Here is a 12,738-nt window from a genome sequence, read left to right on the forward strand (position 1 = left end):
ACGGCAGTGGGGACGGGAGAGTGGGAGTGGGCGCGTTCCGGCGGCCGGGCCGTCACCGGACAGGCCCACCGGGATCACACCCTCCCCTGGCGGCCCGGCCCGGCCCGCACGGACCACCGGCGGTCAGCGGCGGTCAGCGGCGGTCAGCGGCGGTCAGCGGCGGTCAGCGGCGACGGACCATGGCACGTCTTCCGGCGCACCGCCCGCGGACGACCTCACCCGGGCCTGGCCCGTGACACGCACAGGAGCCCCATGACCACAGACCCGAACGGCCACGAGGAGCATTCCCGGTCGTCACATCGTCGGCCCGACGGCACAAGCGACGCGACCGTACTGGCGCTGGGAGTCCTGTCGGAGGCGCTGGAGACGGTGGAACGGGCCCGCGGCAGCCTCTACGCCTTCCATCAGCTCACCGGCGGCGCCGACCTCAAGCTGGACCGGGCACTGGAACTGCTGCGCGCCGCGGGCCACCACGCACAGGCCGACCTGCTGGAGCGCGAGATCGTGGGCCGCAACGTCATTCCCGGACACTGGACCTTCCAGATCGTCGAGGCGTACAACAGCCACTACTACCGGCCCTTCACCGACATCGAGGCCCGTCTCCGGCGCGAACTGATCGACGGACACGAGCACGTTCACGAGGCGGAGATGAAGGAAGCCCGCCGCACCCACGGACACCCCGGACACACGCCGGAGCCGTGAGTCGGACCTACGTGGGCCGTGTGGTTCTCCCACGGCCCACGGTTCTCACCGGGACCGTCCGGCCCCCTCCTCCCCGGGGACCGGCACGGGAGAGAACTCCGGCAGCCACCACGTCCGGCATCACGGCCGTCGACGTTCTTACCGGGCCGTCAGGCATGGGGCGTATCCGGGTGGGGTAACGAGAGCAATGGCGGTCGGACCGCATGCATCCTGGGGTGGCCCGAACTGTCGCGGGTCGGCCCGGGAGATGGTGAGCTGGACCGCGGGACTCCGGTCGGGGAAAGAGGTACGGGCATGCGGGAGATCGTCGGCGGACTGGGCTGGAAGCGCCGAGGGCATGTGTGGCTGGTGCAGATCCCGGCGGACGGCGGGAAGCAGGATCTGCCCGGCCCGAGGACGGTGCTGCGGGAGCTGGGGGCGGATCGCGGCGCGGCCGTCGTCGTCGACACGTCCGCCGTCAGGGACGCGAACGGACGCCTGCTGGACTGGCTCGCCGGTCTCGCCCGGGACACACGGCTGTGCGTGGTCGCCCCGTCCCTGACGGTACGGCAGCGTCTCGCCGGCACCGCGGGCCCCTCGTCCATGCGGGTGACGGGGTCACTCGGTGAGGCCCTGGACGTCCTCGGACCGGAATCCACCCTGGGGATCGAGGCCCGCCTGCCGGGGTGAACGCGTCTCCGGCGCGAGCGAGTACTACGGCGGTGTGCCGACGATCGGCTGTCCGCCCAACGGCCGAACCTGCCCCTGGACGACGGCCCTCGCCGCGCCACCCCTCCGCACGGCCCTCCCCCGCAGCCCGGCCCGGGACCCCGTCTCGCACCGGGCCCGGGACCGCCTCGCATCCGTACCGGCCCCGCCGACCGGCGCGGCGCACCGTCCTCCAGCCCGAGCAGGGTCTGCTTCACCTCACCTGAGATTTTCGGGGCTGCGCGGCACGCGGTAGTCCGGGCGGCCTCTGTCCAGCATGTGCGTTTGCCGGGGGGAAGCCGGGGCAGCAGCGCGGTACGTGCTTCGGAACGGCAGGCACACCAGCAGGGCCGGACGGGACACTGTTCCCCGGCAAGTGGCGAGGTCCTCCGAAGGACCGTCGCTCGTGAGGCCCTGCCCTCCCGAGCAACGTGATCCAGCCGTATGGAGTTGGTCCCCGTGCGAGTTCCCTCCGCCGCCCGGTCCGCCCGGCCTTCCCCGCCCACTCGTCGCGACAACGACCCTCCCGTCACCCCCGGCTCCGTCCTCCACCGGCCCCCGGCCTTCCGTGGCCCCGCCCTCGTCTGCGCCGCACCGCCCCGGCATGCCGGGGGTGCGGCATGATCCGGCCCTCAGCGTTCGCACACCGCACCACCTTCGCCCCGGACCCGGCCACAGGTTCCGAATGGGCCACCATCCGCCTGCAAGGCGAGCTGGACCTCGAATCAGGCGTGGAGTTCAGCTCGACCGTCGGGCTGTGCCTGGCCTGCGGTCCCGCGGGCATCCGCGTCGACCTGACCAGCCTCCAGCTCATGGACTGCACCGGACTCCGCCATCTGGAGGAAGCGGCCGCCAGGGCGCGGGAGGCCGGTGTCGCCTTCAGCCTCATCGGCGCGCCCCCGCCCCTCGTACGACGAGTGCTCCTCCTCACCGGCTCCCCCACGCTGCCCCTGCCGCCCCGCACTTCACGCACCCGGGAGCACCCTGCCCCGGACCGGGCCGTACCGAGCCGCGCACACCACGGCTACTGGACGCGGGTCCTGCGGCTGTGCATGCTCACCGCCGCCGGAGGCACCATCATCGGCTCGCTCCTCCTGACAGTCCAAGGGGCGTGACCGACGGAGGTCCGCGAAGGCCGGCCGTCACGGAGCTCCGGGCCGTTCCGGCCGCGCCGGACGCTCCGCACCAGCAGCCGGACGACCGCGACGCCGACGACGACGAGTCCGATCCCGGCGATGCCCTGCCCTTCCCCCGCGAGGCACGCTCCCACGGCCGCCGCTGTCCGCCCGGTCTACCGGGCGGTTCGGCGGGCGCAGGCGATGACCATGTCCCCCAGGCTTTGCGTGCGGTTCAGGAGTTCGCGCTGTGCCCTCGCGCCGGTACCGTTCGCGAGGAGTGCGAAGAGCGCTTCGCGCGCGGGCAGGGCGTCACCGCTGTCCTCCAGGGCTTCGCGGACATGGTCGTACAGGGCACGCACCACCTCGTCCGCCGGGGCGGGGCGCATGGTGAGCGGGTGGAGAAGCTGGCCGTCCAGTCCGGAACGGGCCGCGCGCCAGGAGGCCAGGCGGAGAAGTTCCGTCCGGTGCGGTACGGGGGGCTCGTCCGCCTTCCACTGCCGGGCGGCGGTCTCCACCAGGGCGCGGGCCAGGGTGGCGACGAGGACGGTGGTGGAGGCGTCGAGGCAGACATCGGCGATCCGGAACTCGACGGTGGGGTACGACCGGGAGAGGCGGGCGTCGAAGTAGATCATCCCTTCGTCCCGCAGCACGCCGGTACCGATCATCGCTTCGACATAGGCGTGGTACCGGTCGGCCGTGCCGAAGAGATCGGTCGGCCCGGCCGAGGGCCAGCGGTCCCATACCCGGCTGCGGTAGCTGTGGTAACGGCTGTCCCGGCCCTGCCAGAAGGGCGAGTTCGCGCTCATCGCGAGAAGAACGGGCAGCCAGGGCCGGACGCGGTCGAGGACCGCCACACCCTCCTCGTCCGACTCCACCGACACATGCACATGGCAACCGCAGGTGAGCTGCTCGTACGTGGTCAGCCCGAAGTGCTCCTCCAGCCAGCGGTACCGCTCACCGGAACCCACGGATGGGCTGACCGGCAGCGGCGAGGTCCCCAGCGCGACGACGGTCGCCCCGTGCCGTCCGGCGTGGCGGGCCGCGTCGGCCCGGCAGTCGGCGATCTCCCGTGCCAGCTCACCCATGTCGGTCTGCGGCCGGGTGGCGAACTCCAGCTGCTCCCGGTGCAGCTCCGCCTCGAACACCTCCTCCTTGCGCTCCGAGGCCTCACGCGTAGCGGCCGCCAGCACCGCCGTGGCCAGCGCCCGCGGCTCCCCACTGGCCTCGTCCACCAGGAGAAGCTCCTCCTCCACACCCACACTCCGCACCATCGCTGCCTTCCCCTCGCCCAGCTGCGCGTACCGGCGAACGGACCGGCGACAGGAGGGGCGCACCGTACGAATCCGGTGCCGGTCCCCTCAGCGCCTGGCCATCGGCCCGGACACACCCCGCATGCCCCGTCCGGGACTCTTCACGCCCGGACCCGCGCAGGGCAGCGGTGAGGAGTGGTCGAACGCCTTCCGTCAGGTTCGCCCCCGGCCCGTCAGGTCCGGGGCGGGCCGCCGCGTCCGTCCCTCGGGCCGAACGCTTCCAGGGCGTCCACGTCGCTCGCGCGGGCCCGGATGAAGTAGTCGGCCCACTCGGCGGCGTCCGGGTACGCGGAGTCGCGGACGATCTCGCGGACGGCCGCGTCAAGGTCGAAGTCCGTGGTGCGCAGCTCCGCGCCAGGGCCCAGCAGCGCCCAGTGCGCCCCGGTCCGGCCGTAGGGCATGCCGACACTGCCGGGATTGATGACGAGACGTCCGTGCACGAGCCGGACGAAGGGCATGTGGGTGTGCCCGAGGACGACCGTACGGATGTCGTCGTCCAGTTCGCCGAACACGTCCCGCCAGCGGTCGAGCCGGGAGTCGACGAGGACGACCTCCTCGTCGTCGCGGGGAGTGGCATGGCAGAAGAGGACGTTGCCCAAGCCGCGCAGTGACAGGGTGCGTGACTTCGGCAGGCCGGCGAGCAGGTCGAGGTGGTCCGGGCGCAGTTGCTCGGCCGCCCAGGCGGTGAGGGGGTCGGTGTCCGGGCCGCTCAAGCCACTCCGGTGTTCGAGGAGTTCACGGTCGGCGTTCCCCCCGATCCACAGGAAACGGTCTCCGAGCGAGGTCAGCCGGTCCAGGACCTGGGTCGGCTGAGGACCGGTCGCTATGTCACCGGTGAGGACGACGAGGGACGCGGCTCGGACGTCCGGCTCGGCGAGTACCGCTTCCAGGGCGGGCAGTACTCCATGGATGTCGGACAGTACGGCGACACGGCTCGGCATGAGGCCGAGTATGCGACGACACCCCGGACGGACGGGAGCGGGTTCGCTCCCGGCATAGGCCCGGAGGGGGCGTCGTGCGCGAGGGCTGTCGTCCGGGCCGGGGCCGTCGTCCGTTCGGGCCGCGGGGACGTCCTACGTCCGGGGCGGGGCCCGCCGTGTGTCCGAGCGGGGCGGGGCCCTCGTATGTCCGGGGCGGGGTGGTCCGCCTGGCGGCTCAGCGGTCAGAGGACCGTGAGCGACCACTTCGCGAGGCAGGCCACCTCGATGATTCCCGGACCCGGCAGGGCCAGGGTGCCGCGGAAGGGGCCTGAGCTCAGGTGGAGTTGGGTGCCGCTTCCACCGGAGATCGAACTGTGCCTCACCTTCGCGTGGAACTTTTCCACCTCAAGCCTCACCTGTGCGGGCGGGCCGGTGTAGCGCAGGGCGTCGGGGAAGCGGCCCGAGGCGGTGGCGGAGAGTTCGGCCAGTGAGTCGCCGGTGCCGAAGCCGAGCTTCCAGCGGGGAGAGAGCCCGCCGGGCTTCCCGGTCGCGACGTGTGTGTACTCCTTCGGCACCAGGGCTCTGGCATGCCCCTTGCCCCAGCAGTAGTTGATCAGTTCGCGGCCCTGCTCCAGCCGGTCCGGGGTGTCGGTCATCCCGTACACCTGAAGGGCCGACAGCAACCCGCCCCTGAACTCCAGCACCGTGGCCACTCCCGCCGGGGCGTGGGTGACCCGGACCGATCCCTTGCCCCAGCCCGAGTGGATCAGCTCTATCCCGTCCATGCCCAGGATTGTGCCAGCGCGCCGGGACGGACCGACGCCCGGCCCGCGCCACTCCTCCCGCTCCCACCTCGCCCTCCGCGTCTCCCGGCATCCGGCGGCGGGTATCCGGCATCCGGCATCCGAGCGGGCTACGCCGTTCCGAACGGGCTCGCCGGTGGGGGTTCGATGGGGGTGACCACGTGCTTGGCCACCGAGACACCGCTGCTGCCCCGGTGGGTGATCCCCGCCTCGGCCTCCGTGCGCAACCCGACGACCCACAGCGCCGGGAACGTGACGAAGACCGACGCCAGGGAGGTGAGTCCCGGTGCCGAGGACATCGACGCCGTGACCCCGAAGTAGATGATTCCGGCCAGACCGGCGAGCAGGAGGAACGCGCAGAACCAGGTCCAGCCCCGGAAGCGGGCTTGCCGACGACGGGTGTCGGCGACGCTGTACACGACGATGGCGAGGGACTGTTCGCAGGTGCCGCATCTGACCTTGCGTCGCAGTGGCTCGTCACCGTCCGCAGGACGCTCGATCGTCCATAGGGTGGTCTCGTAGTCCCAGCTCACCGCGTTGGGGCCGCTCGGACGGCCCACGGTGTTCATCCGGTGACCCACCTGTGTCTCCTGGACGCGAGCGACGTTGACCGGCATGCCCATCCCTTCCATGGCCGCGCTGCCGAACTCGACATGGGCGATTGTGAGGACAACACGCCTTGCCTGTCACGTGGTTGAACAGGACGAAAATCGGAGAGGATCGACGGTCGAGTGCGCCGGGGAGCGGTGACCCGGTCGGAGGCTGGTCCTCCTCACCCTGTTCCAGGCTGACCAAACCGCCCGTGCGGGTGGTGTCGTCGGGTGGGTGGGGCGGCAGCATCACCCGGACCGGCGGTTTGCCGGAGTGGCGCGACCCGGCGCCGATGGAGTGCTGTGAAGACTGTCGGTCGTCCACCTTCCTCCAGCGCGATGAGGGGTGCCCATGTGCCGGGCAGGCCAGGAATCCGTTGTGATCAGTGCGCCCGAACGTCCAGCCGTCCCCGGGTCGTCGGTGCGCCCGGGTGCGGGGCCGACGGCCAGACGTGGCCGGGCCCGCCGTACACGGCCGCTGCGGCCGCCCCGCCCACCCCGCTGCGCACCGCCGCCGACCCGCCGTGGCCTGTGCCTGTTCACGCGCCGCTCCCACGCCCGGGGGGACACCCGGCGGCCGGGGCGGAGGGGTCAGCGGCGCGATGTGCCGGAGGCGTCGACCTGGTTCTGGCCCTGACCGATCGCGAGCAGCGCGCGGTCCAGGACCTCTTGGACCTGGCCGAGGGCCGAGATGGTGCTCACCAGACCTGCGGCCCGGTAGTGGCCGACGACCGGCGCGGTCTCGCTGCGGTGGATCTCCAGCCGTCTGCGAACCGTCGCCTCGCGGTCGTCGTCGCGCTGGTACAGCTCACCGCCGCAGACGTCGCAGGCTTCCGCGACTTCAGGCGGGCTGTGGTCCACATGGAAGATGTGTTCGCGGTTCCGGCGGCACAGCCGTCGTCCGGCGATCCGCCCGACCACCTCGGCCTCGGGTATCTCCAGGTCGAGCACGGCGTCCAGTCCCGACCCCGAGTCGGCCAGGATGCCGTCCAGCGCCTCCGCCTGGGGGATGTTGCGGGGGAAGCCGTCCAGCAGGAATCCGCGTTCGGTGTCCGGGCGGCCAAGGCGCTCCGCGAGCACACCGATCGTGATCCCGTCCGGTACCAGACGGCCGGAGCTGATGTGTGTACGGGCGTTCCGTCCGAGCTCGGTGCCCTGGTCGATGTGCTCGCGGAACAGGTCACCGGCGGAGATGTGCTGGATCGACAGACGCGAGGCAAGACGTACGGCTTGCGTGCCCTTGCCGGCTCCGGGCGGCCCGATCAGGAGGATGCGCATCGATGAGGTGTCCCTTCGTCATACGTGGCCAGGGTCGGTCTCAGGATTCGAGGCAGCTGGGCGTCGTGACTGCGTGGAGGCCCTTTGCGCGTTCCCACCGAGGATAGGGACCGTCGACTCTCTTCGCCCGGGTGCCCACGTATGACCTTGGCCTCCCCCGGGATGCCGAGCGGGTGCGGGTGGCAGCGCCGTCGGCCCGAGCGCCCTCACGACGGACGGCACGGAACGCGCCTTCGTCCCCGTACCGCCGTCGCCCTGGCTGCGGGCCGGGTGCCGCACGCGTAACCGGCACCCCGTACGGTGCCGACCGCCTGGCGGACGCCGGGGCGGTGTCAGTGGGTCGTGCCACGATGGCCCGACATCACCACGACCGGGAGCGACGCATGGGTACCTGGGACATCGGCCCCTTCGACAACGACACCGCGGCCGACTTCGGCGGCAGGCTGGACGAGGCGGCGGCGGACGTACGCGGCTCCCTCGTCCGGGAGGCGCTGGACTCCGGTGGCGGCGAGGAGAAGGTCGCGGCCGCCGCGCTCGTCGCCGCCCACTGTCCCGGTGGTGAGCCCGTCGACACCGCCTACGGGCCGAAGCAGCCCCTGCCGGACCTCAGCGGCCTGCGGGACCTCGCCCGTACCGCTCTCGACGGACTGGTGGACAAGCCTTCCGAACTCTCCGAGCTGTGGGCCGAGTCGGGCGACGACAGCTGGCGGGCCGGTGTCGTCCGGTTGCGGGATCTCCTCGCTTCCACGCCTGCGGGAGGAGCCGCCCGCCCGGTGTGAGGGCAACCGGCCGTGGCGCCCGCTGTTCAGGCCGGTTTCGCGACGCTCGCCATGATGATGTCGGCGACACGGTGGGGAGCGATGCCCACGGTGTCGATGACCTCGGCCTCACGACGGAGCCAGGGCAAGGACGCCTGGTAGGCGGCGAGATGGTCGAGGCGCCACTGGCGGGCGCCGACGCTCTCTTCCTTGGTGTCGGTCTCGATGCGTTCCACCAGCGTGTCCTGGTCGGCGTGCAGGAGGAAATGCCGCACCGGGACACCGGCACGGGTGAGGCCCGTGCGCATCTCCGTCCAGTACCGCTCGACCAGGACGGTCTGGGTGACCACCAGGACACCGCCCACATGGTCGAGCACCTGCCGCGCGGTCTCCACCACGAGTCCGCGCCAGGGCGGGAAGTCCTGGAAGTCCCGGTCGGGCACGCCGAGGACGTGCCACAGCATCTCGCCGACCTTCTCCGCGTCGAAGAGCCGGGAGTCCGGGATGCGTGAGGTCAGCTCCTTCGCGGTTGTGGTCTTGCCCGCGCCGAATGTGCCGTTCAGCCACACAATCATGCTTGCGACCCTAACGGAGCCACGTCGGCGGACGGGGAACGCTCACCCGGCCCTCACTTCTCCCCCGTACGCGCCGCCCCACGTCGCGAGGGGACGCGCGGCGCCGCCGTTCGTCACCGGACGGGGAGCGTGCGTACCAGGGGGTGGTGGGAGCAGCGGAAGCCGCCGGCGAAGGGGGTGACGGCGTCGTAGGGGAGGGTGTGGACGGTGACATCGTGGGCGGTGAGGGAATCCGCGAGCCGGTGCAGGCGTTCGTCCACGAGGACCTCGCCGGGGGCGAGGACGAGGCTGTTGCCCGCGAGGAGGTTGACCGCGTCCCACAGGTCGACCTCGATGAGTTCCCAGTCGGCGAGGAGCGCGGGCAGTCCGTCGGTGAACTGTTCCCGGCAGACGACGGCCAGGCCCTCGCGGACGGCGGTGAGACCGTCGTCCAGGTGGATGACGCGGTCGGACAGCGGCACCGGGTGCACACGGTGGTCGTCGCCGAGGAGTTCTTCGAGCCAGCGGACGCCCGCCATGTCGGTCGCGGCGCCGCTGCCGTGGCCGACCAGGATGTCCTTGCCGAAAAGCAGCACATCGCCGCCTTCGAGGAACGGTCCGGTGGCCGTCCGGAGGTCGGGGACCGGGACGGGGGCGGGCGGCGGCACGACCGAGCGTCGGGCGCCCCGGGCGGCGGCCTCGTCGATGACCGGGCGCAGTCCGAAGCGTTCCTTGTAGCGGGCGGGCAGCCGCAGCGCGGTCTCGATGACGTGGTCACCGATGACGAGAAGGGGGTCCCGGACGAACGTCTGCATGCTGAACTGTCCGCCGTCCTCGTAGGACCGCAGTTCCATGGGGGTGAGCGCACGGGGGCGGTGGACGGTGGCGCCCCGGCCGGTGAGGAAGCGGGCCAGTCCCTCGACCTGTGCGACGCAGGCTCCGTAGCCCTCCGGGTCCGCGTCGGACCATGACCGGCCCGCCCAGCGCGGCAGTTGGGCCCGGGTGCGTTCGGGGAGGAATCCGAGGGAGTCGGGTACTCCGTGGGCGAGTCCGGCGGGGAAGGTGAAGTCGATGACGCGTCCGACGACGGTCTCTTCGAGCACCCCCCATTCATGGGTGACGTGGATCCGTCGGGGCGCGGTCATGCGCGGGCTCCTGCCTGGAAGGGGGCGTTCGTCCGGGCAGTGGAGCACACGGGCGCGCGCGGCGCGGGTACGCGCCGGGAGGAGTCCTCCGGACGGGTCGGTGTCCGGGTGAGCGGGGCGCCCGCCGGGTGTCAGACGGAGTCGGGGCGGCAGAGGTCGAAGCTGTAGGAGGCGGTGCACTCGGTGACGGTCGGGATCACACCGCTGCCGCGCACCAGTTGGAACACGCTCACGACGACCAGGGCGATGAGCAGTGCCTTGTACGTGGTGGTGAGCCGGGACTCGTGGCGCAGGCCGGAGAAGGTGCGCACGGTGAAGCTGATGGCGACCACCGCGGCGACGAGGGCGGTGATGTTGAGATAGCTGTACGAGGTGAGTTCGCCGTTGAGCACCGACCTCGACTCGATGTTCAGGGGGAGCACGAACGGGAGCAGCGCGACGAGGGCGATGGCTATGCCGAGGCGCTTGGTGAGCTGTCTGTCCTGGGTGGTGGTCATCGCGTGATCGTAGCGCGGTGGCCTGCGGGGACGGGGTGCTTCCGGGCGGGGCGGAAGGTGTCGGGAGAGGCCGGGCGGTGGCGGCAAAGGACCGGAGGACAGCGGCCCGGTGGGGTGGCGGCGGGGTTGCCTCCCGGAGGCGTCGCGGCTCCTGGGGCGCCTCGGCCTCAAGTCCGTCCGGTGGGGGCGGTCTCCGGGCCGCCCGGGGGGCTCGGACCGTCCGGGGCGCCCGGGGTGGCGGGAGCGGAGCCCGGGGCGGGGGCGGACGGAGGGGTCGGGTTCAGGTACAGGGTGAGTACGTAGGAGACCACGACCGCGACGATCACCAGTGGCATGACGGTGAGTCCGTCCTTGCCGAGCAGCAGGGTGGCCAGCAGGACGGAGGTCATGGGCAGCCGGAGCATGGCCACGCACATGGCGCCGAGTCCCATCGCGAATCCGGACGTGAGGTCCAGTCCCGGCAGATGGGACAGGCCGATGCCGCCGACCGCGCCGACGAACATCGAGGGGAAGACGGGGCCGCCGCGGAAGCCGCCCAGGGAGAGCCCGTACGCGAGTGACTTGCAGGCGAGCAGCACCAGCAGGGTCCCGGCCGAGTACCCGGCGCTGGAGGCGAGCAGCGGGCCGAGGGCTTCCTGGCCGGAGTAGAGCACGTCACGGGCGTCGCGGCCGGTCCACTCGGCGTACACCAGCGCGCTGACGCCGACGAGCGCGCCGACGAGGACGGTGCCGGTGACGCGGCGGCGCTCGACGCGGTGCTGGACGCGCAGGGCGAGGCGGTGGATGGCGGTGCCGATGAGGGCGGCGGCGGCTCCGGCCACCAGTGCCCAGCCGAATCCGGCGAGGTCGGGCTGACCGGCGGGCGGTACATGGCCGAGGGTGAGGGAGTAGGTGCCGAGGCCGGTCCAGGAGCCGAGGCCGGTGAACAGGAGGGCGCCGACCCCGGCGGCGAGCAGTCCGGGCACCAGGACGACGCCGAGCAGGGGTCCGCCGAGCCCGGCGGCCTCCATCAGGAGGAACGCGCCGAGGAGCGGTGAGCCGAGGAGGGTGCTGATGGCGGCGAAGCTGCCGGCCACGCCGACCACGGTGAGGGTGTCGGGAGGCAGATCCTTGCGCAGCAGCCGGACGGCGGCGACGGCGAGTCCGCCGCCGAGGGCGATGAGCGGGGCCTCGGGGCCCAGGACGATTCCGAGGCCGAGGGCGGCGAGGGCGGCGAGGGCGATGCCGGGGAGGTCGACGGCGCGGGGCGCGCCGGTGGTCATCATGCCCTCGGCGGGTTTGTGGCCGCCGTCGCCCGGCAGATGGCGGATGGTGAGGCCGGTGAGGAGTCCGGCGACGGCGAGCAGCGGGACGGGCCACCAGTTCGGTGTCGTGTCGAAGCCGAGGGCGCGGGGCAGGTCGTGCCAGGTGAGTTCCTGGAGTGCGGAGACCAGGGCGAGGAAGCCGAACGCGGCGGCGGAGACGGGCAGGCCGAGGGCGGCGGCCAGCAGGAGCAGTCGGGGGTAGCCGCGGGTGCGGACGATCGCGTAGGGGTCTCGGTGCGCCGGGGGCGTCGCGGTGGGCTCGGCCGGCATCGGCGGTCTCCTCAAGCGTGGATCGTCCGGAGGGCGGGCACGCGTGGTGACCCCCGGCCGTGATAGCACGGCCGGGCGACGGTCGGGTGGTGCGGCGGCGTCGGCCGGGCGGGGCCGGGGCGGTTGTCACCCGGACGGCCCTGTCGGTGCGCCTGTCCCCCGGTGGGGGTCATGTCCCGGGCGCGGGGCCCGTCGCTGCGTCGAGCAGGATGCGGGCGGCGTCCCGGGCCTGGTGTGCCGCCTCGGGGGAGCCGTTGATCCCGGCGACGGCCATCGCGCCGTTGGCGAGGAGGGCGAGGTGGTCGGCGGTCGCGTCGGGGGCGCCGAGCTGGGCGGTCAGGTCCGCGAAGTGGTCGCGCAGGGCGGCCTTGTGGGTGCGGGCGATGTCCGTGACGCCGTCGGAGGTCCCGCCGAGTTCGCCGAAGGCGTTGATGAAGACGCAGCCCCGGAAGCCGGGCTGGGCGAACCAGTCGGCGAGGTAGTCGAAGACGTCGAGGACGCGGTCGTACGGGGTGTCGGCGCCGGTGGCCTGGGCATGGGCGGCGATCCCCTCCCGGACGGCCTGGTCGCGGCGCCGGAGCACCTCCTCGACCAGGGTCTCCTTGCTGGGGAAGAGCTGGTAGAGGCGTTTGAGGGAGACACCGGACGCGGTGCGGACGGCGTCCATGCCGACGGCCTGCACCCCGCGTTCGCCGAAGAGGGCGCGGGCGCTCTCCAGGACCTGCCGCCGTGCGGTCTCCGCGTCCATCGCCGTCATCACTCCTTGCGGGAGAACCATCGTTCTCGTATCGTACAGGGCAAC

General features: G+C 72.4%; 14 protein-coding genes. 4 read left to right on the top strand and 10 right to left on the bottom strand.

What is annotated here, in order from left to right:
* Window positions 1-252: 252 nt before the first annotated feature.
* The 3 genes from OG711_RS02820 to OG711_RS02830 all read left to right on the top strand — a co-directional run bounded on the left by OG711_RS02820 (window position 253) and on the right by OG711_RS02830 (window position 2,504).
* Complete coding sequence (locus tag OG711_RS02820) at window positions 253-702, top strand: hypothetical protein (RefSeq protein ID WP_329558274.1); 450 nt, start codon at window positions 253-255, stop codon at window positions 700-702.
* Between the two features lie 294 nt (window positions 703-996).
* A complete protein-coding gene (locus OG711_RS02825) occupies window positions 997-1,371 on the top strand; it encodes a hypothetical protein (protein WP_329558275.1) in 375 nt (124 codons plus the stop codon).
* Between the two features lie 638 nt (window positions 1,372-2,009).
* Window positions 2,010-2,504: an STAS domain-containing protein gene (locus OG711_RS02830; protein WP_266504942.1), complete on the top strand. Its 495-nt coding sequence runs from the start codon at window positions 2,010-2,012 to the stop codon at window positions 2,502-2,504.
* Between the two features lie 176 nt (window positions 2,505-2,680).
* On the opposite strand, the gene OG711_RS02835 is transcribed toward OG711_RS02830, so the two are convergent.
* The 5 genes from OG711_RS02835 to OG711_RS02855 form a co-directional block, all read right to left on the bottom strand.
* Window positions 2,681-3,778: a glutamate--cysteine ligase 2 gene (locus tag OG711_RS02835; protein ID WP_178390978.1), complete on the bottom strand. Its 1,098-nt coding sequence runs from the start codon at window positions 3,776-3,778 to the stop codon at window positions 2,681-2,683.
* Between the two features lie 212 nt (window positions 3,779-3,990).
* Window positions 3,991-4,758: a metallophosphoesterase family protein gene (locus OG711_RS02840; protein WP_329558276.1), complete on the bottom strand. Its 768-nt coding sequence runs from the start codon at window positions 4,756-4,758 to the stop codon at window positions 3,991-3,993.
* Window positions 4,759-4,979: 221 nt separating this feature from the next.
* Entirely contained in the window at window positions 4,980-5,522 is a 543-nt protein-coding gene (locus tag OG711_RS02845; protein WP_329558277.1) for a hypothetical protein, read from the bottom strand.
* 128 nt (window positions 5,523-5,650) lie between these two features.
* On the bottom strand, window positions 5,651-6,157 hold the full coding sequence (locus OG711_RS02850) for a hypothetical protein (RefSeq protein WP_143201206.1): 507 nt from the start codon (window positions 6,155-6,157) through the stop codon (window positions 5,651-5,653).
* 564 nt (window positions 6,158-6,721) lie between these two features.
* Window positions 6,722-7,408 carry an adenylate kinase gene (locus tag OG711_RS02855; RefSeq protein ID WP_329558278.1) on the bottom strand — a complete coding sequence of 229 codons (687 nt, stop codon included), beginning with the start codon at window positions 7,406-7,408 and terminating at the stop codon, window positions 6,722-6,724.
* Between the two features lie 383 nt (window positions 7,409-7,791).
* Here OG711_RS02855 and OG711_RS02860 point away from each other — a divergent pair, with 383 nt between their 5' ends.
* Window positions 7,792-8,187, top strand: a complete 396-nt coding sequence (locus OG711_RS02860) for a DUF4259 domain-containing protein (protein ID WP_266504955.1) — start codon at window positions 7,792-7,794, stop codon at window positions 8,185-8,187.
* Window positions 8,188-8,213: 26 nt separating this feature from the next.
* On the opposite strand, the gene OG711_RS02865 is transcribed toward OG711_RS02860, so the two are convergent.
* The 5 genes from OG711_RS02865 to OG711_RS02885 form a co-directional block, all read right to left on the bottom strand.
* Window positions 8,214-8,741: an AAA family ATPase gene (locus OG711_RS02865; protein WP_329558279.1), complete on the bottom strand. Its 528-nt coding sequence runs from the start codon at window positions 8,739-8,741 to the stop codon at window positions 8,214-8,216.
* Window positions 8,742-8,854: 113 nt separating this feature from the next.
* Window positions 8,855-9,865, bottom strand: coding sequence for an amidinotransferase (locus tag OG711_RS02870; protein ID WP_329558280.1), 1,011 nt, complete (start codon window positions 9,863-9,865; stop codon window positions 8,855-8,857).
* 131 nt (window positions 9,866-9,996) lie between these two features.
* Window positions 9,997-10,362, bottom strand: coding sequence for a hypothetical protein (locus tag OG711_RS02875; protein WP_073786135.1), 366 nt, complete (start codon window positions 10,360-10,362; stop codon window positions 9,997-9,999).
* Between the two features lie 167 nt (window positions 10,363-10,529).
* Window positions 10,530-11,936 (bottom strand): chloride channel protein, encoded by a 1,407-nt coding sequence (locus OG711_RS02880; protein ID WP_329558281.1) that lies wholly within the window; start codon window positions 11,934-11,936, stop codon window positions 10,530-10,532.
* Between the two features lie 169 nt (window positions 11,937-12,105).
* A complete protein-coding gene (locus OG711_RS02885) occupies window positions 12,106-12,684 on the bottom strand; it encodes a TetR/AcrR family transcriptional regulator (protein WP_329563577.1) in 579 nt (192 codons plus the stop codon).
* Between the last annotated feature and the right edge of the window lie 54 nt (window positions 12,685-12,738).

This window comes from Streptomyces uncialis (genome assembly GCF_036250755.1).
Taxonomy (GTDB): Bacteria; Actinomycetota; Actinomycetes; order Streptomycetales; family Streptomycetaceae; genus Streptomyces; species Streptomyces uncialis.

Coding starts and splice junctions, on each gene's coding strand:
- OG711_RS02865 (WP_329558279.1), bottom strand. CDS start 8,741: ATGATTGTGTGGCTGAACGGCACATTCGGCGCGGGCAAGACCACAACC.
- OG711_RS02825 (WP_329558275.1), top strand. CDS start 997: ATGCGGGAGATCGTCGGCGGACTGGGCTGGAAGCGCCGAGGGCATGTG.
- OG711_RS02845 (WP_329558277.1), bottom strand. CDS start 5,522: ATGGACGGGATAGAGCTGATCCACTCGGGCTGGGGCAAGGGATCGGTC.
- OG711_RS02855 (WP_329558278.1), bottom strand. CDS start 7,408: ATGCGCATCCTCCTGATCGGGCCGCCCGGAGCCGGCAAGGGCACGCAA.
- OG711_RS02870 (WP_329558280.1), bottom strand. CDS start 9,865: ATGACCGCGCCCCGACGGATCCACGTCACCCATGAATGGGGGGTGCTC.
- OG711_RS02880 (WP_329558281.1), bottom strand. CDS start 11,936: ATGCCGGCCGAGCCCACCGCGACGCCCCCGGCGCACCGAGACCCCTAC.
- OG711_RS02885 (WP_329563577.1), bottom strand. CDS start 12,684: ATGGACGCGGAGACCGCACGGCGGCAGGTCCTGGAGAGCGCCCGCGCC.
- OG711_RS02840 (WP_329558276.1), bottom strand. CDS start 4,758: ATGCCGAGCCGTGTCGCCGTACTGTCCGACATCCATGGAGTACTGCCC.
- OG711_RS02850 (WP_143201206.1), bottom strand. CDS start 6,157: ATGCCGGTCAACGTCGCTCGCGTCCAGGAGACACAGGTGGGTCACCGG.
- OG711_RS02875 (WP_073786135.1), bottom strand. CDS start 10,362: ATGACCACCACCCAGGACAGACAGCTCACCAAGCGCCTCGGCATAGCC.
- OG711_RS02820 (WP_329558274.1), top strand. CDS start 253: ATGACCACAGACCCGAACGGCCACGAGGAGCATTCCCGGTCGTCACAT.
- OG711_RS02830 (WP_266504942.1), top strand. CDS start 2,010: ATGATCCGGCCCTCAGCGTTCGCACACCGCACCACCTTCGCCCCGGAC.
- OG711_RS02860 (WP_266504955.1), top strand. CDS start 7,792: ATGGGTACCTGGGACATCGGCCCCTTCGACAACGACACCGCGGCCGAC.
- OG711_RS02835 (WP_178390978.1), bottom strand. CDS start 3,778: ATGGTGCGGAGTGTGGGTGTGGAGGAGGAGCTTCTCCTGGTGGACGAG.